At 65.4% G+C, this 24,613-nt stretch carries 27 protein-coding genes; 13 read left to right on the top strand and 14 right to left on the bottom strand.

Going from position 1 to position 24,613, the window contains the following annotated elements; all coding sequences use genetic code 11:
* Window positions 1-64 precede the first annotated feature (64 nt).
* Complete coding sequence (locus DFR51_RS04385) at window positions 65-1,042, top strand: NAD(P)H-dependent flavin oxidoreductase (RefSeq protein WP_121047787.1); 978 nt, start codon at window positions 65-67, stop codon at window positions 1,040-1,042.
* A gap of 63 nt (window positions 1,043-1,105) precedes the next feature.
* Here DFR51_RS04385 and DFR51_RS04380 read toward each other — a convergent pair whose 3' ends face one another.
* Both DFR51_RS04380 and DFR51_RS04375 read right to left on the bottom strand, forming a co-directional pair.
* Window positions 1,106-2,368, bottom strand: a complete 1,263-nt coding sequence (locus DFR51_RS04380) for an SAM-dependent methyltransferase (protein WP_121047786.1) — start codon at window positions 2,366-2,368, stop codon at window positions 1,106-1,108.
* Window positions 2,369-2,418: 50 nt separating this feature from the next.
* Window positions 2,419-3,789 (bottom strand): cryptochrome/photolyase family protein, encoded by a 1,371-nt coding sequence (locus tag DFR51_RS04375; RefSeq protein ID WP_121047785.1) that lies wholly within the window; start codon window positions 3,787-3,789, stop codon window positions 2,419-2,421.
* Between the two features lie 85 nt (window positions 3,790-3,874).
* Here DFR51_RS04375 and DFR51_RS04370 point away from each other — a divergent pair, with 85 nt between their 5' ends.
* The gene (locus DFR51_RS04370) at window positions 3,875-4,744 is read left to right on the top strand and encodes a D-amino-acid transaminase (RefSeq protein WP_121047784.1); all 870 of its coding nucleotides are present in this window, start codon (window positions 3,875-3,877) and stop codon (window positions 4,742-4,744) included.
* A gap of 10 nt (window positions 4,745-4,754) precedes the next feature.
* Here the strand turns inward: DFR51_RS04370 and DFR51_RS04365 are convergent, their stop codons facing one another.
* The 7 genes from DFR51_RS04365 to DFR51_RS04335 form a co-directional block, all read right to left on the bottom strand.
* Window positions 4,755-5,381 (bottom strand): periplasmic heavy metal sensor, encoded by a 627-nt coding sequence (locus DFR51_RS04365; protein WP_121047783.1) that lies wholly within the window; start codon window positions 5,379-5,381, stop codon window positions 4,755-4,757.
* Window positions 5,378-5,860, bottom strand: a complete 483-nt coding sequence (locus DFR51_RS04360; protein ID WP_121047782.1) for a hypothetical protein — start codon at window positions 5,858-5,860, stop codon at window positions 5,378-5,380. The genes DFR51_RS04365 and DFR51_RS04360 overlap by 4 nt, the downstream gene beginning before the upstream one ends.
* Complete coding sequence (locus tag DFR51_RS04355) at window positions 5,860-6,387, bottom strand: RNA polymerase sigma factor (RefSeq protein WP_160119161.1); 528 nt, start codon at window positions 6,385-6,387, stop codon at window positions 5,860-5,862. Before DFR51_RS04355 ends, DFR51_RS04360 begins: the two co-directional genes overlap by 1 nt.
* Window positions 6,388-6,513: 126 nt before the next feature.
* Window positions 6,514-7,320, bottom strand: coding sequence for a hypothetical protein (locus DFR51_RS04350; protein ID WP_121047780.1), 807 nt, complete (start codon window positions 7,318-7,320; stop codon window positions 6,514-6,516).
* 573 nt (window positions 7,321-7,893) lie between these two features.
* Window positions 7,894-8,070: a DUF4169 family protein gene (locus DFR51_RS04345; RefSeq protein WP_121047779.1), complete on the bottom strand. Its 177-nt coding sequence runs from the start codon at window positions 8,068-8,070 to the stop codon at window positions 7,894-7,896.
* 28 nt (window positions 8,071-8,098) lie between these two features.
* Window positions 8,099-9,121: a 2-oxoacid:ferredoxin oxidoreductase subunit beta gene (locus DFR51_RS04340; RefSeq protein ID WP_121047778.1), complete on the bottom strand. Its 1,023-nt coding sequence runs from the start codon at window positions 9,119-9,121 to the stop codon at window positions 8,099-8,101.
* Window positions 9,118-10,992: a 2-oxoacid:acceptor oxidoreductase subunit alpha gene (locus DFR51_RS04335; RefSeq protein ID WP_121047777.1), complete on the bottom strand. Its 1,875-nt coding sequence runs from the start codon at window positions 10,990-10,992 to the stop codon at window positions 9,118-9,120. The genes DFR51_RS04340 and DFR51_RS04335 overlap by 4 nt, the downstream gene beginning before the upstream one ends.
* Before the next feature lie 190 nt (window positions 10,993-11,182).
* On the opposite strand from DFR51_RS04335, the gene DFR51_RS19120 reads away from it, so the two are divergent.
* The 3 genes from DFR51_RS19120 to DFR51_RS04325 all read left to right on the top strand — a co-directional run bounded on the left by DFR51_RS19120 (window position 11,183) and on the right by DFR51_RS04325 (window position 14,528).
* Window positions 11,183-12,169, top strand: coding sequence for an alpha/beta hydrolase (locus DFR51_RS19120; protein WP_197723595.1), 987 nt, complete (start codon window positions 11,183-11,185; stop codon window positions 12,167-12,169).
* A complete protein-coding gene (locus DFR51_RS19115) occupies window positions 12,166-12,648 on the top strand; it encodes an RNA pyrophosphohydrolase (protein ID WP_276330556.1) in 483 nt (160 codons plus the stop codon). Before DFR51_RS19120 ends, DFR51_RS19115 begins: the two co-directional genes overlap by 4 nt.
* A gap of 98 nt (window positions 12,649-12,746) precedes the next feature.
* On the top strand, window positions 12,747-14,528 hold the full coding sequence (locus DFR51_RS04325) for a tetratricopeptide repeat protein (protein ID WP_121049762.1): 1,782 nt from the start codon (window positions 12,747-12,749) through the stop codon (window positions 14,526-14,528).
* A 45-nt stretch (window positions 14,529-14,573) separates the two neighbouring features.
* On the opposite strand, the gene DFR51_RS04320 is transcribed toward DFR51_RS04325, so the two are convergent.
* From DFR51_RS04320 to thiS, 3 genes are all read right to left on the bottom strand, one after another.
* Window positions 14,574-14,984, bottom strand: coding sequence for a VOC family protein (locus tag DFR51_RS04320; RefSeq protein WP_121049759.1), 411 nt, complete (start codon window positions 14,982-14,984; stop codon window positions 14,574-14,576).
* 91 nt (window positions 14,985-15,075) lie between these two features.
* Window positions 15,076-15,258: a CsbD family protein gene (locus DFR51_RS04315; RefSeq protein WP_121049755.1), complete on the bottom strand. Its 183-nt coding sequence runs from the start codon at window positions 15,256-15,258 to the stop codon at window positions 15,076-15,078.
* Window positions 15,259-15,351: 93 nt separating this feature from the next.
* The gene (gene thiS / locus DFR51_RS04310; RefSeq protein ID WP_121047776.1) at window positions 15,352-16,341 is read right to left on the bottom strand and encodes a sulfur carrier protein ThiS; all 990 of its coding nucleotides are present in this window, start codon (window positions 16,339-16,341) and stop codon (window positions 15,352-15,354) included.
* Window positions 16,342-16,436: 95 nt separating this feature from the next.
* On the opposite strand from thiS, the gene aroQ reads away from it, so the two are divergent.
* From aroQ to DFR51_RS04275, 7 genes are all read left to right on the top strand, one after another.
* Window positions 16,437-16,877 (top strand): type II 3-dehydroquinate dehydratase, encoded by a 441-nt coding sequence (gene aroQ / locus DFR51_RS04305; RefSeq protein WP_121047775.1) that lies wholly within the window; start codon window positions 16,437-16,439, stop codon window positions 16,875-16,877.
* Between the two features lie 54 nt (window positions 16,878-16,931).
* Window positions 16,932-17,384 carry an acetyl-CoA carboxylase biotin carboxyl carrier protein gene (accB, locus tag DFR51_RS04300; RefSeq protein ID WP_121047774.1) on the top strand — a complete coding sequence of 151 codons (453 nt, stop codon included), beginning with the start codon at window positions 16,932-16,934 and terminating at the stop codon, window positions 17,382-17,384.
* Between the two features lie 2 nt (window positions 17,385-17,386).
* Window positions 17,387-18,736 carry an acetyl-CoA carboxylase biotin carboxylase subunit gene (gene accC, locus DFR51_RS04295; RefSeq protein ID WP_121047773.1) on the top strand — a complete coding sequence of 450 codons (1,350 nt, stop codon included), beginning with the start codon at window positions 17,387-17,389 and terminating at the stop codon, window positions 18,734-18,736.
* Between the two features lie 83 nt (window positions 18,737-18,819).
* Window positions 18,820-20,313 carry an amidase gene (locus DFR51_RS04290; RefSeq protein ID WP_121047772.1) on the top strand — a complete coding sequence of 498 codons (1,494 nt, stop codon included), beginning with the start codon at window positions 18,820-18,822 and terminating at the stop codon, window positions 20,311-20,313.
* 16 nt (window positions 20,314-20,329) lie between these two features.
* Window positions 20,330-20,713 (top strand): arsenate reductase family protein, encoded by a 384-nt coding sequence (locus DFR51_RS04285; RefSeq protein ID WP_121049752.1) that lies wholly within the window; start codon window positions 20,330-20,332, stop codon window positions 20,711-20,713.
* Window positions 20,714-20,749: 36 nt separating this feature from the next.
* A complete protein-coding gene (gene topA, locus DFR51_RS04280) occupies window positions 20,750-23,332 on the top strand; it encodes a type I DNA topoisomerase (RefSeq protein ID WP_121047771.1) in 2,583 nt (860 codons plus the stop codon).
* 5 nt (window positions 23,333-23,337) lie between these two features.
* Window positions 23,338-23,517 carry a hypothetical protein gene (locus DFR51_RS04275; protein ID WP_121047770.1) on the top strand — a complete coding sequence of 60 codons (180 nt, stop codon included), beginning with the start codon at window positions 23,338-23,340 and terminating at the stop codon, window positions 23,515-23,517.
* Window positions 23,518-23,524: 7 nt separating this feature from the next.
* Here DFR51_RS04275 and DFR51_RS04270 read toward each other — a convergent pair whose 3' ends face one another.
* Window positions 23,525-23,890, bottom strand: a complete 366-nt coding sequence (locus tag DFR51_RS04270; RefSeq protein WP_197723593.1) for a type II toxin-antitoxin system RelE/ParE family toxin — start codon at window positions 23,888-23,890, stop codon at window positions 23,525-23,527.
* Window positions 23,880-24,125 carry a type II toxin-antitoxin system ParD family antitoxin gene (locus DFR51_RS04265; protein ID WP_121047768.1) on the bottom strand — a complete coding sequence of 82 codons (246 nt, stop codon included), beginning with the start codon at window positions 24,123-24,125 and terminating at the stop codon, window positions 23,880-23,882. Before DFR51_RS04265 ends, DFR51_RS04270 begins: the two co-directional genes overlap by 11 nt.
* A gap of 160 nt (window positions 24,126-24,285) precedes the next feature.
* On the opposite strand from DFR51_RS04265, the gene DFR51_RS04260 reads away from it, so the two are divergent.
* The gene (locus DFR51_RS04260; RefSeq protein WP_121047767.1) at window positions 24,286-24,603 is read left to right on the top strand and encodes a DMT family transporter; all 318 of its coding nucleotides are present in this window, start codon (window positions 24,286-24,288) and stop codon (window positions 24,601-24,603) included.
* Window positions 24,604-24,613 lie beyond the last annotated feature (10 nt).

Genomic DNA, 24,613 nt, shown 5'->3' with positions numbered 1-24,613 from the left:
AAAATGCAACTTGCTCATATATATCTAAAAGTCATATTCTCCTGAGAAAGATGAGGAGGACTTGATGAAAACACGCATCACCGAGCTTTTTGGCGTCCAGCACCCGATCATTCAGGGTGGTATGCACTTCGTCGGTTTCGCGGAAATGGCAGCGGCGGTTTCGAACGCCGGCGGCCTCGGCATCATCACCGGCCTCACCCAGCGCACGCCCGCAGATCTTGCGAACGAGATCGCGCGTTGCCGGGACATGACGGACAAGCCCTTCGGCGTGAACCTCACGTTTCTCCCCGTCGTCAATACGCCGGACTACCCGGGCTACGTGCGCGCGATCATCGAGGGCGGCGTCAAGGCAGTCGAAACAGCAGGCAATAATCCGCAACAGGTTCTTCCCTATCTTAAAGACGCGGGCATCAAGGTCATCCACAAGTGCACGTCGGTGCGCCATTCGCTGAAGGCCCAGTCGATCGGCTGCGATGCCGTTTCGGTGGACGGCTTCGAGTGCGGCGGCCATCCGGGCGAGGACGACGTGCCGAACTTCATCCTGCTGCCGCGCGCCGCCGATGAGCTCGAAATTCCATTCGTAGCGTCGGGAGGCATGGCGGACGGGCGCAGCCTCGTCGCAGCCCTCGCGCTTGGCGCGGAAGGCATGAACATGGGAACGCGCTTCATCGCGACGAAGGAAGCGCCCGTGCACGAGAAGGTGAAACAGGCACTTCTCGCCGCGAGTGAACTGGATACGCGCCTGGTGATGCGCCCGCTTCGCAACACCGAGCGCGTGCTCAGCAATGCCGCCGTCGAGCGCCTGCTGGAAAAGGAGAAGGTGCTGGGCGCGAACCTCAAATTCGAGGACATCATCGAAGAGGTCGCTGGCGTCTATCCACGCATCATGAAAGACGGCGACATGGATGCGGGCGCGTGGAGTTGCGGCATGGTTGCCGGACTGATCCACGACATCCCAACCTGCCAAGAGTTGATCGATCGGATCATGGCCGAAGCAGATGCGATCATCCGTCAGAGACTGACGGGCTTCGCGAACGCATAGCAACCCCGGGTTTTCAAAGAACACGGGGTTCGTCCCACGACTTTCCCTATTTGGGAAGCGCTTTCAAGGCCGCCTCAACAGCGTCTGCACGACGTCGATCCCGCCTGACCGGAAGCCGCCTTCGCAATACATCAGGTAGTAGCGCCAGATGGTATCGAAGGCGGCATCGAAGCCGGGCGGAAGGCGCTGCTCCTGCCGCGCCGCATCATAGCGGAGCCGCCACTGGCGGAGCGTTTCGGCATAGTGCTGCCCGAACGCCTGCGCGCCTTCCCACCGGAAGCCAGCTTTTTCCGCCGACGTCCGCAAGCGCGGCTCGCTCGGCAGGATTCCGCCGGGGAAGATGTAGGTCTGGATAAAATCCGCGCCTGAGCGATAGGCGGGAAACACCGCTTCGTCGATGGTGATGACCTGCATGGCCGCGCGTCCGCCCGGTTTCAGGGCGCGGAAGGCCGAGCGCATGAAGGTTTTCCAGTAGCGGGCACCGACCGCCTCGAACATCTCGACGGATGCCATGTGATCGAAACGGCCGATATCCTCGCGGTAGTCGGCGATGCGCAGGTCGACGCGATCCGAAAGTCCGGCGGCGGCGATCCGGCGCTGCCCGTACTCCAGTTGCTCCCGGCTTAGCGTGATGCCGGTGACGTGGACGCCGAATTCCTTCGCGGCGATCTCGGCGAGGCCGCCCCAGCCGCAGCCGATTTCCAGCAGACGCTGGCCCGGCTTCATCTCCAGCCGGTCGAGCAGCAGGCGCACCTTTCGGCGCTGCGCCTCGGCGAGCGGTTCGTCCGGCGCCCCGAAGATCGCCGATGAGTATGCCATCGTCTCGTCGAGCCAGGCAGCGTAGAAATCGTTGCCGAGATCGTAGTGGAACTGGATGTTGCGGCGCGCGCCGGTGAGCGTGTTCGCCTGCAGTGCACGCATCAGCCGGTTGAAGAGGCGTCCCGGAAGCGCGCCGCGTCCGGTGTTGCCAAGCTCTCGCCGGTTGAGCATCATGACTTCGAAAAAGGCGGGCACATCGGGGCTCGTCCAGTCCCCATCGAAATACGCCCGCGCCCAGCCCGCCGACCCGCCCGCCGCAAGCCGCAGGAACGGACGCCAGTTGATGAGGCGAAGCTCCGCCTGCGGACCTGGGGCACGACCGCCGAGCCGCTGCACGCGGCCGTCCGGCTCCACAAGCGTCAGCGTACCACGAGCGAGGCCGGCATCGACACGTTCGATCAGACGCTGGCGGCTTCCGGCGAACAATCGTGCAGGAAGGCCGCCGATCCAGAACCGGCGATCCGCTTCGACGACGTGCGCGCCGCGTGCTTCCGGATGTGTTGCCATCCGCCTCTCCCAAGCGGCGATTATGCTGCATTTTCATGCGAATTCAAAGCCTAGCGAATCGTGGAGAGGGCTGCGAGCGCACGCTCCCGCGCCGCGCGGTGTCCGATGCGCTTTGCGGGATAGGCCGCGGGCCGCGCGTCATGCTCCTCCGGATCGTGGATCACGGCATCGTCCAGACCCGAAAGTTCGGGGACCCAGCGGCGGATATAGTCCGCCGCGCCGAACTTTGGGGACTGGGTAAGGGGAGCCATGATGCGCACGAACATGTTCGCGTCGATTCCCGTGCCCGCCGTCCACTGCCAGTTGACGCTGTTGCTGCCGTAATCGGCATCGACGAGCGTGTCCCAGAACCAGCGCTCGCCCTCGCGCCAGTCGACGAGGAGATGCTTCACGAGAAAACTCGCCGCGATCATCCGCACGCGGTTGTGCATCCAGCCCGTGGCCCAAAGCTCACGCATCCCCGCGTCGACGATCGGATAACCGGTCTCGCCCCGGCACCAGGCCCGAAAATCCGCAGCGACATCGGGGTCCGCCATGTCACGCCAGGGAAACGGATCGAACACAGGAAGGCCGTTCGCCTTGCCGTAGTCCGGGCGGGCAAGGATGACATTCTGCGCATAGTCGCGCCACGCGAGTTCGCGCAGAAACGGCTCTGCGCCGGGCCGCGCGGCAGCGCGGCGCCAGACCTCGGCGACGGAAATTTCCCCGAAATGCAGATGCGGCGACAGGTACGAGACGCCCTCCTCCGACGGCAGGTTTCGTGTCGCATCGTAGGCCGCGACGTTCGGGAGAAACGCTTCCAGCCTTTCCGACGCTCCGGCTTCGCCTGGCATCCAGACATCGAAGCCGCCCGCCCAGTCGGGACGGGTGGGCAACAGCGCCCAGTCCGCAAGCGTGTCGGACGCGGGCCAAACTTCCGGTGCAGTGAGACGCTCGGGCGCGGGGATGGATGCGGCAGGCGGCATCCGGTCGCGGAGTGCGCGCCAGAAGGGCGTGAAAATCTTGTAGAGATCGCCCGCCCCTGTCCGCACTTCGCCCGGCGGCAGCAGGCAGACGCCATCGTGGAGGACGAGATCGACCTTGCCGCCGAGCGCGCGCTCGGCATTGCGCCACCACGGCGCGTAGTGGCGGAGGGCATGAACCCGCCGGGCACCGGTTTCCGCGGCGAGATCGGCAAGCACGTCCGCCGCCACCCCGCGCCGCAGGATGAGGCGCGAACCGAGGGCGCGGAGATCGGCATCCAGACTTGCGAGGCTGTGGTGCAGCCACCAGCGCTGGGCACCGCCGATGCGGCGGTGGCGGGGCGTTTCATCGTCGAGGACGTATACCGGAATCACCCAGCCCTCGCGCGCCGCGGCGGCAAGGGCGGGCTGGTCGGCGAGGCGGAGATCCTCGCGGAGCCAAACGATCGTACCGCTCATGCTTTTCCCTTCATCGCCGCTTGTTCTTCCCTGCCCCGACCACTACTCACAAGCTCGAAAAACACCCCGGAGTCATAACGATAGAATGTCCCGTCTCGCCTACGTCAACGGTCGCCTCGTTCCGCTCGCCGATGCCACGGTTCACATCGAAGACCGGGGCTTTCAGTTCGCCGACGGTGTCTACGAGGTTGCAGCATCTCTGAACGGCCGAATGCTCGACTGGCCGCAGCACGTCGCACGGCTCGGCCGCAGCCTTCGGGAACTTTCGATCGCCGCGCCCATGAGCGACGCAGCGCTTTCGATCGTCGCCCGCCGCGTGCTTGCCGCGAACCGCATTCGCGACGGCCTGCTGTATGTGCAGGTGACACGCGGCGCGGCGCGGCGCGACCATCCCTTCCCCGCCAATACCACCCCGACGCTGGTGATGACAGCGCGCCCGTTCGACTTCCGGGTGCGGGTCGCACAGCAGAAAACCGGCATTTCCGTCATCACCCACCCCGAAATCCGCTGGCAGCGCCGCGACATCAAATCCATCGCGCTGCTGCCGAACGTGCTCGCCAAGCAGTCGGCCCGTGAAGCGAAGGCCTTCGAGGCCTGGTTCGTTGACGCCGACGGCACCGTGACCGAAGGCTCCTCCACCAACGCCTGGATCGTCCGCAAGGACGGCACCATCGTCACCTACCCGGCATCCGAAAACATCCTGCACGGCGTGATGCGCGGCACGCTTCTCGCACTTGCCCGCGAACACCAGATCCGGGTCGAGGAAGCGCCGTTCACCGCTGCCGATGCGCTGGACGCCGCCGAAGCGTTCCTGACCTCGACCACCGCGCCCTGCCTGCCGATCGTCAGCATCGACGGCAACCGGATCGGCGACGGCACGCCCGGCCCGGTAACGGCGCGGCTCGCCGAAGCGCTGTGGAGCGAGGTCGAACGCCAAACCGGCTGGCGCCGCTAGGCCCTGCCCTTCAGCCGTGCCGGTCGGGATCGACCGGTTCGGGCGGAACGACGGGCGGAACCGGCTGCACCGGAGGGATCACGATCCAGAGACTGCCGGTTTCCTTGGCATTGCGCAGCATCTCCTTGCGCATCTTTTCCATCTCGCGCTTCATGCGATCCGCATCCATGCGGCTGCGTTCCTGCGCGTCCCTCATGCGTTCGCGGGCGCGGGCGAGGTGCTGCATCATGCGCTCCTCCTGCTCGCGCATCCCTTCGGCGAAGGCGCGGCGATCCTGCAGCGACAGCCGCTGATAGGCCTTCAGCATCTTTTCCTGCGCGCGGGCATGCTCCTTGATCGCGAGCGACCTCTCCTCCGCCTGCGCCTTGCGGATCGCATCGAGATCGAGCTTTTCCGCCGAAATCAGATCGAGCACCTTCTGGCGCGCCCGGCGCACCTCCTCGGCATTGGAGGGCATGCGCTGCGCCTGCATCGCCTCTGCAATGATCGCCGCGCCCTGCGGAGACATATCCGCGAACGGCGCCTTCCATTCGAAGCGATACGTCTGCCGCTGCGCGCGGACATCATCGCCCGCGGAAGCGGCCGCCGCGCCGAACGCGGCCACGGCCAGCATCGCGCCTGCCAGCGCCATTCTCATAACACCATCTCCTCTTCAGGCGTGGGCGTGAATACGTTTCCCCACACCAGCATGTCGTGCGCCGCCTGCGCATCCTCGCCAGGCAGTTCCCCGAGCGCGACCTGAACAGCCGGCTTTGGAGCCTGCACGGGAGTCGGCACGGCATCGGGCCGCGACAAAAGCACGGCGCCAATCGCCAGCGACGCGGCAATCGCACCGCCGAACGCGGCACGCATCCACCAGCGACGCGGCGCGCCAGACCTGTAAACCTCGGCAAGCGCGCGCTCCGCGGCGGCATCGGCCTCCGCATCGGTCGTCGGGACGAGTTCGCAGGCCCAATCACGCAGCAGCCGATCCACACTGCGCGCATCGTTCATCAGGGCGATCAGCGCCGAATCCGTCATGGCAAGCCGCTCCGCCGCCGCGCGTTCATCCTCGGGCCACGCGGCGGGGGAACCGCCGTAAGCCTCGATGATCTCGATCACTCTTCCCCGTTCCATCACTTCACCTCATCGGCCAGCGACCGAAGCCGCTCCGCAAGCTCGGCGCGCGCCCGCGCCAATAATCCCTCCACAGCCTTCGGCGTCGTCTCCAGCGCCTCGGCAATCTCGTTCATCGTCGCGCCCTCCCCATAGAAGAGCGCGATGGCGGTGCGCTGCCGCGCGGGCAGATGCCCCATCGCCTCGGATATCCGCCGCGACCGGGCGCTTTGCCCCGCCAGCTCCTCCGGATCGGGCGCGTCGCTCGCCCGCTCAGCCACCAGTTCGAGCGGCTGCACCGGCTTCAGCGACCGTTTCCGATCGATACAGGCGTTGACCACGATGCGGCGGAACCAGGTTTCCACCTTCGCCTTGCCCGCATCGAACGACGCCGCCTGCCGCCACAGCTTCACAAGCGCCGCCTGCACCGCATCCTCGGCCTCGCTGCGGTCGCCGAGAACCTTGGTCGCGACGCCGATCGCAGGCCCGTAAAGGCGCCTTGTGAGCAGGCGAAAAGCATCCTCGTCGCCGTTTTGCACGGCAACCATGAGCCCCCCGGGCTCGTCCGATCGCTCGGCGCCCCTATTCACCTGCAGCATCGAGAGGGGATACGCGCGGCAGCGCCGAACTCCCCCGCAGGTTTTTCAGCCGCCCCTGCGACAGGGCCGAAACGCTCAGGCCGAAGTTGACGAAGTTGAGACATGCCAGGGCGTTTCGCCGGGACCGGCGCCCTCGTCGTCCACATCGTCCTCGTCGTCCTCTTCCGCATCGAATTGCCCTATCGCATCCACAAGACCGCTGCGATAGGCGCGTTCCCACTGGTCTGTGCTCCACGCCCCGAACGCGCCGGGATCGAGATCGGACGTGTCGATGTCTTCGGGGCGCATCGCGGCATAGGCGCGCAGCCGATCCGCTGCGGCGAGTGAGAGCATGAGCTCGCTGTCGACAAACGGAACCTTAAACGGCGCATTCGGAGACGCGCACGGCGCCGGCCGGTGCGCGGCAACGAACGCGGCTTCGGCCTCCGTATCGCCCGCTTCCACGCAATCGAGCAGCGCCTCGAAATCCTCCGCGACGGCAGTGACAGTACGCGCGGCATCGTCGAACTTCTCCGCCTCGCGGTCCAGCCGGGTGAGCATGGCCATCGACAAGCGGTTGTCGAACCGGTGGCGCGTGATGATTTCGTCGCCGCGCTCCACCGTTTCGGTGCAGCCGTGCATGGCGCGGGAGAGAAGCTCGTCCGCCAGCCGCTCCCGCGCATGGCGGAGCGCCGCGGCCCAGCCGAGCGCGAACAGCGCGCCGGACGCCCGCTGACGCAGCGCATAGGCGCTTGCGGGACTCATCCCCGCAGCGCGGCAGGCATCCTGCACGGTGCCGCATTCAGCGAGCTTTTCGAGGAAGATGCGCTGGCGTTCGGGCGTCCAGCCATCGTGGCGCTGGGTTTTCGGGTGGGGTGCAAGGGATGCGGGGGGTTGGTTCATGTGCCGGAGGGAGGCACAGGTGTTCCTATTTTGGAAGGTTGGGGTTGTACGATTAGAAGATGTTGCCGATTGTTGTTGCTTCAACTGTTTTGTGTCGCCCTTCGACTTTCGCTTAACTCGGGAGCGAATTGCCGTGAAACCTTGGACTTATGAGAAGCGAAAAAGACATCGCCTGAGAAGGTCTAAGCGCGATGAACGACCAAGCCTGTTTCGCTTCAGAGCTTCTCTTCCCGACGTTGGCGGCATCGCGCGTCTTCTCAGGCTACATGGGTTTAAAGTGTCCATTCCTACTCGTGTTTCTGCCACGCAGTGGACAATCAGAGCCAGCGTCCCAAAGGAGCTTAGCGCTGATCGCCTGCTCCGATTGTGCAACTATATTGATCGCACACGCTCTCTACATCTGCTGGTGAGCGTTAACGTTCGCGTATTCCGTTGGCTAGGCAAGGACAGGCGGCAACCTGTCCGCTGGTATCGCAACAGGTGAGACCTATGGTCTTCACAGCGTAGGCTGGCGCCCATTTGACCGTTGCATGGATACCGGCCTTCGCCGGTATGACGGGTGGGAACGCGGGGTTAGTCCTCGCGCTTGTGCGCCTCGACGTGCTTTTCCAGACGCGTGGCTTCGTCCTTCGCCGCGCGTTTTTCGGCGAGGGTTCTTCCGTGAAGGTGGCGATTTTGGGCGGCTTTGACCTCCGCCTCGGCGCGGGCTTTTGCCTTGCGCCTTTGGCGGAGGTTTATGAGTTCGGCCATGCGGGTCTGCCCTCCCCGCCCGCTCGGCTCAGTCGCGCTTTTCGGCGACTTCCCACGTCTGGCCCTTGCGGATCAGCGCGGAGAGGTCGGCGATCTTGCCTTGCGTCAGCGTCTTCGCCTGTTCGACGAGTGCGCTTTCGTAGCTGGGCGCGGGCGAGCAGAAGATGACGCCGAGCGCGATCGGAAAACCGGGGAACGGCATGTCCACCAGCATCTGCGCGACGCCCTTGTTGGTTTCGTCGTGGACGATGACGCCCGCAGCTTCCCAGTTGCCGTCCGCAACCTCGACGACCTCCAGACGGAGTTCCTGACGGTTGAGCGTGAGGCCCTTGGTGCCGCCCGCGAACAGCATCGGCTTGCCGTGTTCCAGCCAGATCTGGCTCTCGGCGGCATTCGCCTTCGCGGTGAACGGCTCGAACACCGCGTCGTTGTAGACGATGCAGTTCTGGTAGAGCTCGACGAAGCTGGTGCCCTTGTGCGCGTGGGCGCGTTTCAGGATGCCGGGCATTTCCTTCTGCGAGGTATCGATGCAGCGCGCGATGAAGCGTGCGCCCGCGCCGATCGCGAAGGCGCAGGGGCTCGCGGGACGGTCCACCGAACCGAACGGCGAGGTGGGCGTGCGCGTGCCGACGCGGCTGGTGGGCGAATACTGGCCCTTGGTGAGCCCGTAGATCTCGTTGTTGAACAGCAGCACCTGGCAATCGAGATTGCGGCGCAGCAGGTGCAGCATGTGGTTGCCGCCGATCGACAGGCCGTCGCCGTCGCCGGTGACGAGCCACACGTCGAGTTCCGGGTTGGCGAGCTTCACGCCGGTCGCGATGGCGGGCGCGCGGCCGTGGATGGTGTGGAAGCCGTAGGTCGCCATGTAGTACGGGAAGCGCGACGAGCAGCCGATGCCGCTGACGAACACGGTGTTTTCAGGCCGCGCGCCAAGCTCCGCCATCGTGCGCTGCACGCCTTTCAGGATGGCATAGTCGCCGCAGCCGGGGCACCAGCGCACTTCCTGATCGGTGGCGAAGTCGGCGGGCTTCAAAGGGGTCTGGACGTTCATGCGAGGGCTCCCTCGATAGCGGCCTCGATCTCGGCGATCTTGAAGGGCTGGCCGGAGACCTTGTTGAGCGGTTTCGCATCCACGAGATACTGATCGCGCAGCACGGTCTTGAGCTGGCCGGTGTTCATTTCAGGCACGAGAATCCGGTCGTAAGACTTCAGAAGTTCGCCCAGATTTCTGGGCAGCGGCCAGATGTGACGGACGTGGATGTGGGCAACGCTCGCACCCTTCGCGCGGGCGCGGCGCACGGCCTGATGGATCGGGCCGAAGGTCGATCCCCAGCCGACGACGGCGAGGCGTTCGCCCGGCGCGCCGAGGCAGACGTCCTGCTCCGGAATGTCGTTGGCGATGCCGTCGATCTTCGCCTTGCGCGTGTCGGTCATCTTCTGGTGGTTTTCGGGCGAATAATCGATGTGACCCGAATTGTAGCTCTTCTCGATGCCGCCGATGCGGTGCATCAGGCCGGGCGTGCCGGGCTTGATCCAGACGCGCGCGAGCTTTTCGTCGCGGGCGTAGGGGTTCAGCTCCGTGCCCTCTGGCGGCAGTTCCTCGTGGAACGTCACCGGGAACTCTTCATAGGTGCCGATGTCCGGCACCTTCCACGGCTCGGCGGCGTTGGCGATGTAGCCGTCCGTCAGCAGCATCACCGGGGTCATGTAGCGCACGGCGAGGCGGCAGGCCTCGATCGCGGCATCGAACGCATCGGACGGTGAGCGGGCGGCGATCACGGCGAGCGGCGCGTCGCCGTTGCGGCCGTAGACCGCCTGATAGAGATCCGACTGCTCGGTCTTCGTGGGAAGGCCCGTCGACGGCCCGCCGCGCTGGCTGTTCACGATGACGAGCGGCAGTTCGGTCATGATCGCGAGGCCGAGCGCTTCACCCTTCAGCGCAATGCCGGGGCCGGACGACGAGGTGATGCCGAGCTGGCCCGCATAGGACGCGCCGATCGCGGCGCAGATCGCGGCGATCTCGTCTTCGGCCTGGAAGGTGGTGACGCCGTACTCCTTGAGACGCGCGAGCGTGTGCAGGATCGAGGAGGCGGGCGTGATCGGGTACGAGCCGAAGAACAGCGGCAGATGCGCGAGGTTCGCGCCGACGACGAGACCGAGGCTCAGCGCCTCCGCGCCCGTGACGGTGCGGTAGAGACCCGCCTCGGCAGGCGCGGCATCGACATGATAGCGCGCGAACGTGCCCATTTCCGCCGTTTCGCCGTAACCGTGACCGGCGTTGAGCGCGGCGATGTTCGCGTCGGCGAGGACCGGGTTCTTCGAGAACTTGGCGTTCAGCCAATCGATGAGCGGCTGGCGGTCGCGATCGAACATCCAGAGCGCGAGGCCGAGCGTCCACATGTTCTTGCAGCGCAGGGCTTCCTTGTTGCCGAGGCCGAAGTCGGCGACCGACTCCATGGTGCGCGCGGAGATATCGAAGGCGACGACCTGATAGTCGGCAAGGCTGCCGTCTGTCAGCGGATCGACCTCGTAGCCCGCCTTCTTGAGGTTGCGGGCGTTGAACTCGCCGGTGTCGGCGATGATGAGCCCGCCCGGACGCAGCGCCTTGAGGTTCGTCTTCAAGGCGGCAGGGTTCATCGCGACGAGGATGTCGGGCGCATCGCCCGCAGTTTCGATCGCGGTGGAACCGAAATTGATCTGGAATGCCGAAACGCCGAAGGTCGTGCCCTGCGGCGCGCGGATTTCCGCCGGAAAATCCGGGAAGGTCGCGAGGTCGTTGCCCGCGAGCGCGGTGGACAGCGTGAACTGCCCGCCGGTGAGCTGCATGCCGTCGCCGGAGTCTCCGGCGAAACGAACAACGACCGCGTCACGCGCGATCGCCGCGCCCTCGGTGGGCATGGGGTCTTTAAGCTTGGTTGCCATTGGCGGTCCCGGGACTGTGTATGCTTGTTCGGGGAATCTCTAAGCCCCCGAGCCCGTGCCCGCAAAGTAGATTTTATGTGAGGCTCCCAAGGTCAGGCTTGCTTGACCATCCTCTCGATAGCGCGACTTGCGGCGGAGCGCGCCTCAGCGGATAGTCCGCGCCAAATCCATTTGGGAGGGAGAATCGGCGATGAGTTTCGTTCGTCCAGACGTGCAGGCGTTCCTCGATATGCTGAATGCGCAGCCCGGGCCGAAGCTGCACGAGCTTGATCCCGGCACGGCCCGCCAGATGATGGGCATGATGGTGCAGATGGCCGAAGCGCCGCGCGGCGAGATCGCGCGGGTGGAAGACCTTGCCATCGACGGCCCGCACGGCGACCGCATTCCGCTGAGGCTCTACAGCCCGCGCGCGGCGGGCGGCGCGCCGCAGAGCGTGCTGATGTACTTCCACGGCGGCGGATGGGTGGTCGGCGACCTCGAAACGCACGATGGCCTGTGCGCCGAAATCGCGCGCAGCCTCGACATCACCGTGATTTCGGTCGACTATCGGCTCGCTCCCGAGCACGCGTTCCCCGCGGCGGGCGAGGACTGCCTTACCGCGACGCGCTGGGCGGCCGCCTCGCCCAAGGAGATCGGGCACGCGGTGACGAGCATCGTCGTGGCGGGCGACAGCGCGGGCGGCAACCTCGCGGCCATCGTGGCACAGGAACTCTCCGGAAAGATGCCGGTGCCGATCATCGCGCAGTGGCTGATCTATCCGGGCGTCGACATGACCGCGAACACGGGATCGATGGAGGACTTCGCGGACGGCTATCTGCTGACCGCAGAGAGCATGGCGTGGTTCATGCGCCACTATATCGGGAATCTCCCCGACCATACCGATCCACGCGCTTCGCCGCTGCATTCGCCGGCGCTCGACAACCAGCCCGCCGCGCTCGTCTTCACCTGCGGACTCGATCCGCTGCGCGATCAGGGCCGCGCCTATGCCGCGAAACTGATCGCGAGCGGCGTGCCGACGGTGTTCCGCGAAGCCAAGGGCCAGATCCACGGCAGCATGACGCTGCGGCAGGCGATCCCGTCGGCGCAGGGCGACCTCGCCGGGTGCCTGTCGGTGCTGCGCGACATCATCAACGAGGCGGGCGCCGACCTCACCATGATGAAAGCCGCCGCCGAGTGAGCGAACGCGTCCACCCCTCCGGGCTCCCGTATCGGCCCTGCGTCGGCATCATGCTGCTCAACACCAAGAAGCACGTCTTCGTGGCAAAGCGGCTCGATATGATCGCGGAGGCCTGGCAGATGCCGCAGGGCGGCATTGACCCCGGCGAAGAGCCTGTGGAGGCGGCAGTGCGCGAACTCGGCGAAGAGATCGGCACGACCAAGGCCGAGATCATCGCCGAGAGCAGGGGCTGGCACTGGTATGACCTTCCCGACGACCTGATCGGCAAGATCTGGAAGGGCCGCTACGCCGGACAGCGGCAGAAATGGTTCGTGATGCGCTTCACCGGCAAGGACAGCGATATCGACATCGAAACCGAGCACCCGGAATTCAGTGAGTGGAAGTGGGCAAAACCTGCTACGCTCCCCGATCTGATCGTGCCGTTCAAACGGCAGCTTTACATTGATGTGTTGCGTGAGTTCGAACCCATCCTCGCGTGAAGGGCGGCGGCGGAATTGATCCGCCTTTTGTGATCCTGTATTCGTCGCGGTGCGAGGAAGAGCAGCGCGGGGCAACCCGCGCAAACAGGAGGTTTGCCATGAGCATATCCACTCGCGTTCCCCTTGCCGTTTTCTCGCTTGCCGCGCTTGCAGCCATACCCGCCGCCGTTCCCGCTTCCGCAACCCTGACGCCTGAAGCCTTGCGGCTGCTGAACCCGGCCACCGCGTTCAGCCAGGCCTGCGGCCAGGGCAAGAAGCGCTCTCTGCTGCCGCAGCGCATCCAGTACGCGATGGCGAACACGCTGCCGCAGTTCGACAGCGAGCCGCCGCTCTACGAGGGGCTGGGCAGTACGAACTTCCAGATCACGACGAAGAGCCCCGAGGCCCGGGCCTACTTCAACCAGGGGCTGATGCTGGTTTACGGCTTCAACCATCAGGAGGCGATCCGCGCCTTCCGTGCCGCCGCCCGCCGCGACCCCGACTGCGCGATGTGCTACTGGGGCGAGGCCTATTCGCACGGCTCCAACGTCAACGCGCCGATGGACCCTTCGACCAACGAGGCGACCTGGGCGGCGCTGCAGAAGGCCGTGGCGGCGAAGGACAAGGTGAGCCCGCGCGAGCGCGCACTGATCGAGGCGCTGCAGACCCGCTACGCGGAAACCCCGCCCGCTGACCGCAGCGGCCTCGATAAGGCGTTTTCGGCGGCGATGATGAAAGTGGCAGCCGCGTACCCGATGGACAACGACATCGGCGTGCTCGCGGCGGAATCCGCGATGACGTCCTCGCCGTGGGACTATTGGGAGCCGGGCGGGCTGACCCCCTACCCGCATATGGTGCCCGCGATCCGGCTCGTTGAGCAGGTGATGGCGCGCGATCCGTATCACCCGCAGGCGGCGCATCTTTATATCCACCTGCTCGAAGCCTCGGCGCGCCCTGCGCAGGCGGAAGCGGCGGCGGACCGGCTTTCGAAGCCGCTGGTGCCCGCGGCTGGCCACCTCGTCCACATGCCGGGGCACCTGTTCTACCGCGTCGGGCGCTATGCCGATGCAATCCGCGTCAATGTGGATGCCGCGAAGGCCGATGAGGACTATCTCAAATCCTCCCCGCTCGCGGGCATCTACCGGTTCGGCTACTATCCGCACAATATCCACTTCATCGTCAGCGCCGCGCAGATGGCGGGCGACATGGAGACGGCGGTCTCGCAGGCGACGAAGCTGCGCGAGCTGCTGAACCCCGACGTGACCGTGACGATCCCGTTCGTGCAACCGGTGGATGCCGCGCCCTATCTCGCCTACGCGCATTTCGCGACGCCGAAGGAGATCATGGCGCTGCCCGCGCCCGATCCGCGCCTGCCCTATGTGCAGGCCATGTGGCGCTACGCCCGCGCTGTGGCACAGGCAGATGCAAGGAATGACAAAGGCTTCAAGGCCGAACTTGATGCGATGCGTGAAATCGGCCGCACGACCGACTGGAAGCCGCTGACCGACGGGCTGGTGCCGGTTCCGGCGCTTCTGGAGGTCGCGGAGAACGTCGCGCTCGGGCGGCAGGCAATGGCGAAGAAGCGCTACAAGGAGGCGATCGCCTTCTACCGCAAGGGCGCCGAGGCGGAGACGCGGGTGAACTACACCGAGCCCCCCTATTGGTACTATCCCGTCAACCAGTCGCTTGGCGGTGCGCTCTACATGGCCGGCGACTACAAGGGCGCCGAAGCCGCGTTCCAGAAGGCGCTGGTGCAGTATCCGGGCAATGCCTGGGCGCTGTGGGGCCTCGGCGAAACGCAGGCGCGCACGGGAGATAGCGCGGGCGCGACAGCCACGCGCACGGCGTTCGCCAAGGCGTGGATGGGGAAGAAAGACTGGCTGACGATGGCCAAGCTCTAGGACGCGGTCGTCCCTCTGTCCCGACGGGGGAGGGACGACGCTGGTTCAGGGTTTGAGCGGACCGCCGATCGACCAGACGTGGCCGAACGGGTCAGCGAGTTGACCGTAGCGCTGTCCCCAGAACTGGTTGTCGAGCGGGAAGCGCACCGTGGCGCCCGCCGCGACGGCCTGCTCCCACGCCGCATCGGCATCGGGGACTTCGATGTGAAGCACGACGCAGGCCGGAGGGCCCGACGGTTTGCCGCCCATCATTTCGGGAAAATCGTCGTGGAGCATCAACCCGCCGCCCGCGATCGCGAGACGCGCATGCATGAGACGGACGCCGTCGTCGGCGGGGTGACGGAAAAGCTCCTGCGCGCCGAATGCCTTTTCGTAGAACGCTATCGCGTCCTTCGCCTTGTTGTCCCGGATGGTGAGATGGGGGGTTACGCCGGTAAGCTCTGGTGTATCCGACATTTTTGCCTCCGCAAGCATGAGCGCCGCGGATCATAACATAGAAAACGGCCGGGCCCGAAGGGACCCGGCCGTCTCCCTCACGCACAAGGCGTCAGATGCGGTCGCCGAGGGCGCCCTTCACCTTGCCTTTTGCGTTCTGGACTTCGCCACGGCGTTCCTGGGCGATGCCTTCGCCTTCGAGACGCGGGTTGTTGGTGGCCCGACCGACCGCCTGTTTGACGTTGCCGGCGGCCTCGTTGGCGAGACCTTTCGCGCGATCCTTGAGTTCACCCATGATGTTCACTCCTGAAATTACTGTGCGTCGGGGGATGCGCACATCAGGAGAATGCTTGGGACGGCTGAGGGGTTCCGCGGTTCGTCGCAGGCGTCAGATCAACCCGCCGAGTGGACTGGACGGATCGGCGTAGAGCCGACGCTGCATCCTTCCAGCGCGGTAGGAGAGACGCCCGGCCTCTACGGCGCGGCGCATGGCGCCCGCCATCATCACCGGGTCTTTCGCCTCGGCGATCGCCGTGTTCATAAGGACACCGTCGCAGCCGAGTTCCATCGCGACCGCTGCATCCGACGCGCAGCCGACGCCCGCGTCGACGAGCACGGGCACCTTCGCCTGCTCGACGATAAGGCGGATCATCACCGGGTTCTGGATACCGAGGCCCGAACCGATCGGCGCGCCCAGCGGCATGATCGCGGCGGCGCCCGCGTCTTCCAGCTTCTTCGCGGCGATGGGATCGTCCGCGCAGTAGACCATGACATCGAAGCCGTCGTTCACGAGCTCCTTCGTCGCGCGCAGCGTCTGCTCCATATCCGGATAGAGCGTCTTCGCTTCGCCCAGAACTTCGAGCTTCACAAGATTCCAGCCGCCCGCCTCGCGCGCGAGGCGCAGCGTGCGCATCGCCTCATCCGCCGTGAAGCAGCCCGCCGTGTTGGGAAGATATGTATAGCGCTTCGGATCGACATAATCGGTGAGAAGCGGCTGCGAACGGTCCGTGAGGTTCACGCGGCGCACGGCGACGGTAACGATCTCAGCGCCCGAAGCTTCGACCGCTGCGGCGTTCACCGCATAATCCTTGTACTTGCCCGTGCCCACGATCAGGCGCGAGGAGAACCGGCGTCCGGCGACTTCCCAGCCGTCGTCCTCGCTCCCGCCAGCGCTGCCGCCACCGACGAAATGCACGATCTCCAGCCGGTCGCCGTCCGCAAGCGCGATGTCGGCATAGGCGGACTTCGGGACGATCTCGAGGTTGCGCTCCACGGCCACGGCCCTGGGATCAAGATCCAGCTCGGCTACAAGCGCCGCAATGCTGGCGCCGGGGAGGATGCGGCGCAGTTCGCCGTTCACGGTGATGCTGATGGTCATCGGTCCTTATTCTTCTCAGGCTTCCCTGTGGCGCGGAGCGTCCATATAAGGACCGCTTTCGCCGCAGGCCAGTGTCTGGGGCAAAGGGGCTTCGAATGGCAGAAACGCCGCTGGTGCTGGTCCTCAACGGGCCGAACCTCAACCTGCTCGGCACGCGCGAGCCGGAGATATACGGCGCCGACACGCTTGATGACGTGGCGGTGATGCTGGAGGACCGGGCCAAAGAGCTCGGCCTTGAAGTCGACGTGCGCCAGTCGAACCACGAAGGGCACCTCGTCGATTGGCTTCACGAGGCGGCTTCGCGGGGGGCAAAGGCCGTGATTCTGAACGCCGGAGCCTATACGCACACGTCGATCGCGATCCGCGACGCCATCAAGGCGATTGCGGTTCCGGTCATCGAAGTCCATATTTCCAACCCTCACGCCCGTGAGGCCTTCCGCCACCTGAGCCATGTGGCGCCGGTCGCGAAGGGATCGATCACGGGTTTCGGTATCCACGGATATGCGCTGGCGCTCGACGCCGCCGCACAACTTTAAGACCTTACAGAACAACAACATCGGGGACGCAACGTGACCAATGGTAAGACGGGCATGAACGTCGATACGAAGCTGGTGCGCCAGCTCGCGGAATTGCTGGATGAAACAGGCCTCACCGAGATCGAGGTTGAGGACGAAGGGCGCAAGATCCGCGTTGCGCGGCAGATAAGCGGCGTTGTCGCCGCGGCGCCGGTGGCTGCGGTCGCAGCAGCCCCGGCCGCCCCTGCCGCCGCTCCGGCAGCCGCACCGGCCCAGGCCGACCTCAAGAGCCACCCCGGCGCCGTGAAGTCGCCGATGGTGGGCACCGTGTATCTCTCCTCCGACCCCAGCGCGCCGCCGTTCGTGACGGAAGGCGCCACGGTTTCGGCGGGTGACACGCTGCTGATCGTTGAAGCCATGAAGGTGATGAACCCGATTCAGGCGCCCAAATCCGGCAAGGTCGTGAAGATCTGCGTGGCGAACGAACAGCCCGTGGAATACGATCAGCCGCTGGTGGTCATCGAATAACGATGTTCGACAAGATCCTCATCGCGAACCGCGGCGAAATCGCGCTTCGCGTCCATCGCGCGTGCCATGAAATGGGCATCAAGACGGTCGCGGTCCACTCGACCGCCGATTCCGACGCCATGCACGTGCGCCTTGCCGACCAGGCCGTGTGCATCGGGCCGCCGAGCGCGACCGAATCGTACCTCAACATCCCGGCGATCATATCGGCCGCCGAGATCACGGGCGCGGACGCGATCCACCCGGGCTACGGCTTCCTGTCCGAGAACGCGCGCTTCGCCGAGATCGTGGAAGAGCACAAGCTCGCCTGGATCGGGCCGAGCCCCGAGCATATCCGCATGATGGGCGACAAGGTGGAGGCAAAGCGCACCGCCGCGCGCCTCGGCCTGCCGCTCGTGCCGGGCAGCGACGGGCCGATCACGGACCTTTCGGAAGCCGAAACGGTGGCGTTCGAGATCGGCTATCCCGTGCTGGTGAAAGCCGCATCGGGCGGCGGCGGACGCGGCATGAAGGTCGTCGACAGCCCCGAAAAGCTCGGCACGCTGATCGCGCAGGCGCGCGCCGAGGCGAAGGCCGCGTTCGGCGACGACACCGTGTACCTTGAAAAATACCTCGGCAATCCGCGCCATATCGAGTTCCAGGTGTTCGGCGACACGCACGGAAACGCGGTCCACCTCGGCGAGCGCGACTGCTCGCTGCAACGCCGCCACCAGAAGGTGCTGGAGGAGGCCCCCTCGCCCGCGCTCAATGCAGCGCAGCGCGCGGAGATGGGCGAGATCGTGCGCAAGGCGATCGCGGGCCTCGGCTATCGCGGCGCGGGCACGATCGAGTTCCTGTACGAAGACGGGCGCTTCTACTTCATCGAGATGAACACCCGCCTGCAGGTGGAGCATCCCGTCACCGAGATGATCACGGGCATCGATCTCGTGCGGGAGCAGATCCGCGTGGCGGCGGGGCTGCCGCTTTCGGTGAAACAGGAAGATATCCGCTTCGCGGGCCATGCCATCGAGTGCCGCATCAACGCCGAAGACCCGGCGACGTTCGCGCCCTCGCCCGGCAAGGTGGAGCACTATCATGCGCCGGGCGGCCTTCATGTGCGCGTCGATAGCGCGCTCTACGACGGCTATCGCATCCCTTCGAACTACGACAGCCTGATCTCCAAGCTGATCGTCTACGGATCGGGCCGCAACGACTGCCTGATGCGGCTGCGCCGCGCGCTGGAGGAATACATCATCTCCGGCCCCAAAACGACGATCCCGCTGCATCAGGCGCTGATCGAAGACCCCGAGTTCCAGAACGGCGACTACACGATCAAGTGGCTGGAAAGCTGGCTGGAGAAGCGGCGCGAGGGCTGAGCGACCACCCCTCTCAATCTGCCAGATTGCATACCGGCGCGGTGGCTGAGACAGTCAGCCGTCTGATTCGGGGGAGGTTTCGTATGGCCTTTGTTTCACGCCGCGGTTTTCTGGGAACGGGCGCGGCGATTGCCGCGCTTTCCGCGTGTCGCCAGACGACGTCGGCCAAGGCGCCGTCCAGCAACTGGACGGACGCCGTTTCGCAGGCGAAAGCCGTAAGCGAGGGCAAGGCGCAACCCGCCGCGCTGGTCGAGACCGCGATCAAGCGGCTGGAAAGCGTGAACGGCAAAATCAACGCCGTGAAGCTTCCGAACTTCGAGCGTGCCCGCGAAATGGCGGCGAACGGCGTCAAAGGCCCGCTCGCGGGCGTGCCGACGCTGATCAAGGACAATGTCCACCAGAAGAGCCTGCCCTACACGCAGGGCTGCCGGGCGCTCGCCGGGACGGTCGCCGACAACACCGACGCCTATCCGGCGGCGATCGAGGCGGCGGGCTTCATTTCCATCGGCCGCTCGACGCTGCCCGAATTCGGCATCACCGCAACGACCGAGCCGCTGCTGACGGGCGTGACGCGCAATCCCTGGAACCTCGACCATTCGACGGGCGGCTCTTCGGGCGGCAGCGCGGCGGCCGTTGCGGCGGGCGTGGTGCCGGTGGCGCATGCCAACGACGGCGGCGGATCGATCCGCATCCCGGCAAGCTGCTGCGGGCTTGTGGGCCTCAAGCCCTCGCGTCGGCGGATGGCGGGCGATGCCGCATCACCGGACGTGGCGACGCACCTTGGCGTCGAGGGCTGCGTATCGCGTACCGTGCGCGATACGGCGGCGTGGTTCCATGCGACGCAGGCGAAGGGCGAAGGCATCCCCTTCCCCGAAGCGCCGCTCGTGACCGGACCATCGAAGGACCGGCTGCGCGTGGGGCTTCGGCTCAACCACCCGTCGGGCGGCCTGCCGCATGAAGAGGTTCAGCGCGTGTTCGGCGAGGCCTCCGCGCTGCTTCAGAAGCTCGGCCACAAGGTGAAGGACGTGCCGGCACCCTACAAGGGTGACGTGGTGATCCCCGCCTTCATGGCGCTGTGGGAATCAGGTGCGGGACAGGTCGTCGCCGAGATCACCAAGATGGCGCCGGGGGTCGACCCTTCGACGCTGCTGGAGCCGCTGACGCTGACCATGGCGGCGCAGGCCGCAACCTATACGACCGAGCAGATGCAGGTCTCCACGGCAGCGCTCGACGAGGCGATGGCTTCGTACCGCGCGCAGTTCAAGGACATCGACATCTACATGACGCCGGTGCTGGGGCAGCCTGCCGCGCCTATCGGCTACATCGCGCCGACGATCCCGTGGCCCGAGCAGCGCGAACGGCTGATCGCCTATGCAGGCTTCACCGGCGTGGAGAATGTGGCGGGCGTCCCCTCGATCGCGCTGCCGATCGGCGAATCGAAGGACGGCATCCCCATCAGCATCCAGTTCGCGACGGCGCCGGGGGGCGAGGCGAGGCTCCTTGCGCTCGCCTATGAACTCGAACGCGAACTTTTATGGTATGATCGCAGGCCCGGTGTATGGGCCGGTGAAATCTGAGGCAAGTGGAGGCATGATGCGCGTTATCGTCTGGTACAATCCCCGCTGCGGCACCGCCCGCAATGTGCGCGACTATCTGAACGAGCACGCCATCCCCTTCGACCTCCGCGAGTATCTGGAAGACGTGCCGAGCCGCGCGGAAATCGAGGATGTGCTGCGGAAATCGGGCATGGCGGCGCACGAGCTGCTGCGCGCCAAGGAGCCGCTGGCGAAGGAGCTCGGCCTCCTCGAACCCGGCGTTTCCGAGGAGCATATCATCACCGCGATGCACGAGAACCCGATCCTCATCAACCGGCCCGTGGTGATCGACGGAAAGCGGGCGAAACTGTGCCGCCCTTCCGGGGTGATCGCCGAGTTTCTTCCGCCACCGGACTTGCGGCGCCCCGGCAAAGCAGTGTAACGGCCCCGACCCTATGAGGTCGGTGAGGGTCTCCACATGCAACTTGTGATCGTCGAATCCCCGGCGAAGGCGAAGACGATCAACAAATATCTGGGTTCGGACTACAAGGTCCTGGCCTCGTACGGCCATGTCCGCGACCTGCCGCCCAAGGACGGATCGGTCGACCCCGACCATGACTTCAGCATGAAGTGGGAGGTTTCCGCCGACCGATCGCGCCAGCTGAAAGAGATAGCCGACAGCGCGAAGACCGCCGATACGCTGATCCTCGCGACCGACCCTGATCGCGAAGGCGAAGCGATCAGCTGGCATCTTTATGAGCATCTGAAGGCGAAGAAGGCGCTGCCGCCGAAGGTTCAGCGCGTGACCTTCAACCAGATCACCAAAACCGCCGTGACGCAGGCGATGGCGAGCCCGCGCGAGCTCGACACGCCGCTGATCGACGCCTACCGGGCGCGCCGCGCGCTCGACTATCTCGTCGGCTTCACGCTCTCCCCCGTGCTGTGGCGCAAGCTGCCGGGCGCCAAATCGGCGGGGCGCGTGCAATCGGTGGCGCTGCGGCTCGTCGTGGAGCGCGAGCGGGAGATCGAGGCGTTCAAGTCGCGCGAATACTGGACAGTCGACGGCCAGTTCCAGACCGCGACCGGACAGACCTTCACGGCACGGCTGACACACTGGCAGGGCAACAAGCTCGACAAGTTCTCGCTGAACAACGCGGCGCTGGCGAACGAGGCGCGCGCAGACGTGGCCGCGGGCGATTATGTCGTCGCGTCGGTCGAGAAGAAGCCGGTGTCGCGGAACCCCGCCCCGCCCTTCACCACATCGACATTGCAGCAGGAAGCCGCGCGCAAGCTGGGACTTTCCGCGACGCAGACGATGCGCACCGCGCAGACGCTGTATGAAAGCGGGCTCATCACCTACATGCGGACGGACGGCGTCGACATGGCGCCCGAAGCCATCGCCGCCGCGCGCGACGTGATCGCCGAGGACTTCACCGGACGCCACCTGCCCGAAAAGCCGCGTTTCTACACGACCAAGGCGAAGAACGCGCAGGAAGCGCACGAGGCGATCCGCCCCGTGGACATGCGCCGTCGCCCTGCGAAGGCCGGGCTTTCGGGCGACGAGGCCCGTCTTTACGAGCTGGTCTGGAAGCGCACGCTGGCAAGCCAGATGGCCGCCGCGAACCTTGAACGCACGACCGTGGACCTGAAGGACAAGAACGGCCGCGCCGATCTTCGCGCGACCGGACAGGTGACGATCTTCCCGGGCTTCCTGGCGCTCTATCAGGAAACCGCCGACGATCCCGACGACGAAGAGGGCGACGACGGCAAGCGCCTGCCCAAGATCGAAAAGGGCGACACGCCCGCGATCCAGGGCGCGCATGCCGACCAGCACTTCACCGAGCCGCCCCCGCGCTATTCGGAAGCGAGCCTCGTGAAAAAGATGGAGGAGCTCGGCATCGGGCGTCCCTCCACCTACGCCTCGATCCTGCAGGTGCTGAAGGACCGCGCCTATGTGCGCATCGAGCAGAAGCGCTTCCATCCCGAGGAAAAGGGCCGGCTCGTCACCGCATTCCTCGAACGCTTCTTCGAACGCTATGTGAGTTACGACTTCACGGCGGGGCTTGAGGAGCAGCTCGACGAGATTTCCGCCGGGAGCATCGACTGGACGGCTGTGCTGCACGCCTTCTGGAAGGACTTCCAGCCGAAGACCGCCGAGATCCTGGAGCTGAAACCCTCCGAGGTGACGACGGCGCTCGACGAATTCCTGGAGCCGCTGCTGTTCCCGGATACCGGCGACGGCAAGGACCCGCGTGTCTGCCCGGTGTGCGGAAACGGGCGGCTGAGCCTGAAGACCGGCAAGTTCGGCGCGTTCGTCGGCTGCTCCAACTACCCCGAGTGCCGCTTCACGCGGCCGTTCGCGAGCGAAAACGGCAACGGCAACGGCACGGGCGAAGGCGGCGACCAGCCGCGTCTGCTGGGCGAAGACGCGGGCGAGCCGATCACCATCCGATCGGGCCGCTTCGGCCTGTTCATCCAGCGCGGCGAAGGCGAGAAGCCGCCGCGCGCCTCGATCCCGCGCGACGTGGACGCGGCGACGATCGAACTCGACATGGCCGTGAAGCTGCTCGCTTTGCCGCGCGAGGTGGGAACGCACCCGGAGACAGGGCAGCCGATCACCGCCTCGATCGGTCGCTATGGCCCCTATCTGATGCACGAGGGCAAATATGCGCGCCTGACTTCGACCGCTGAGGTGTTCGAAATCGGCATGAATGCCGCCGTCGTGAAACTGGCCGAGCAGAAGAAGGGCTTTGAGCGCAAAGCCCCCGCCGCACTGAAGGAACTCGGAGCGCACCCGACATCGGGCGCCGCGATCAAGGTGATGGACGGCCGCTACGGCCCCTACGTCACCGACGGCACAACCAACGCGACGCTGCCCAAGGGCACCGACCCGCAGGCGCTGACACTGGAAGCCGCAGCCACGCTCATCGACGAGAAGGCGGCCAAGGGCCCGGCGAAGGGCAAGGGCAAACGGAAAGCGCCCGCGAAGAGCGGCGCGAAAACGGCCGCGAAGAAGGCCCCGGCGAAAAAGGCTCCCGCAAAGAAAAAGGCGGCGAAGTAACGGCAATGGCTGAACGCTTCGAACGCCACAAGCAGCCCTGGACCGCCGCAGAGATCGACAAGCTGCACACGCTGGCGAAGAAGGGCATGGCGTTGAAGGCGATCGCCAAGGCGCTGACACGCAGCGAGGAATCGGTGAAGGATCGCGCCAAGGCGGACGGTCTCAGCATCGCGCGGTTGCGGTAGCGCTCGACTATTCGAGGTGCTGCTCCACATCCATCCGCTGGTGAAGGATGCGCACAATCACAATGTCGGCTTCGGTTTCGCGATAAAAGACGAGATGTGAGCCGACCACGTATTTGAGATATCCGCCCAGGATTTCGACTGGGCGTCCCGAGCGCTTACCCTCGCCAAGTCTTTCCAGCCCCGCCATCAAACCCGCATGATAGTCTTCGGCCTGCATGACCGACCAGCGCTGGACCGTGTAAGCGAAAATGTCTTCGAGGTCGGCTTCGGCGCGCGGCGTCAGGCGGAAACCTCCGCCCCTAGCTGTTTGTTGTCGCATCGCTTTTTGCGGAAAACCGGTTCCCACTTTTCCGCGCGATGCTCTACCCGCCATGCCGGGCGCGCATCCGGTTCAGGAAAGCCGTATTGTCGAAGGGTCGCGGATCGCCTGAGGCTTCCCCTTCCGCAAGCGCAGCCTGCAATGCGCGCACCCTTGCCTCGCGTTCTTCGAGAAGTCGCAATCCCGCGCGTATGACATCGCTCGCAGAACCATAGCGGCCGCTGCCGACCTGCATATCGATAAAGCCGCTGAAATGTTCGCCGAGAGAGATTGATGTATTTCGCGCCATGTCGCCTCCATTGATGCCAATATATACCAATATCTGGTAACTTCAACGCAGCTTGACCGCTGAAGCCGACAGCGCCAGATAGGCGCCCGCGAGGCCACGTCCTCCCCCTTCACGGGTAGAAGTCCGGGACGGCCCGGCTCTTTTGAAGAGGAGCGCCGTCATGGCCTGGGTATATCTTGGAATCGCGGGGCTGCTTGAGGTCGTCTGGGCCTTCTCCATGAAGCAGTCGGACGGGTTCACGCGGCTTGCGCCAAGCATCGTCACCATCATGGCGATGATCGCGAGTTTTGCGCTGCTGTCGATCTCGATGAAGTCGTTGCCGCTCGGCACCGCTTATACGGTCTGGACCGGGATCGGCGCGGTGGGCGCGTTTCTGGTTGGCGTCGCGGTGCTGGGCGAAAGCATCAGCCCGATGCGCGTGCTTGCCGCGTTGATGATCGTGGGCGGGCTCGTGCTGATGAAGCTTTCGACGCGGTAAGGGCTTGCCG

The organism is Sphingosinicella microcystinivorans, from assembly GCF_003634215.1.
Lineage (GTDB): Bacteria > Pseudomonadota > Alphaproteobacteria > Sphingomonadales > Sphingomonadaceae > Sphingosinicella > Sphingosinicella microcystinivorans.
This window is presented reverse-complemented; position numbering and strand designations above follow the sequence as displayed.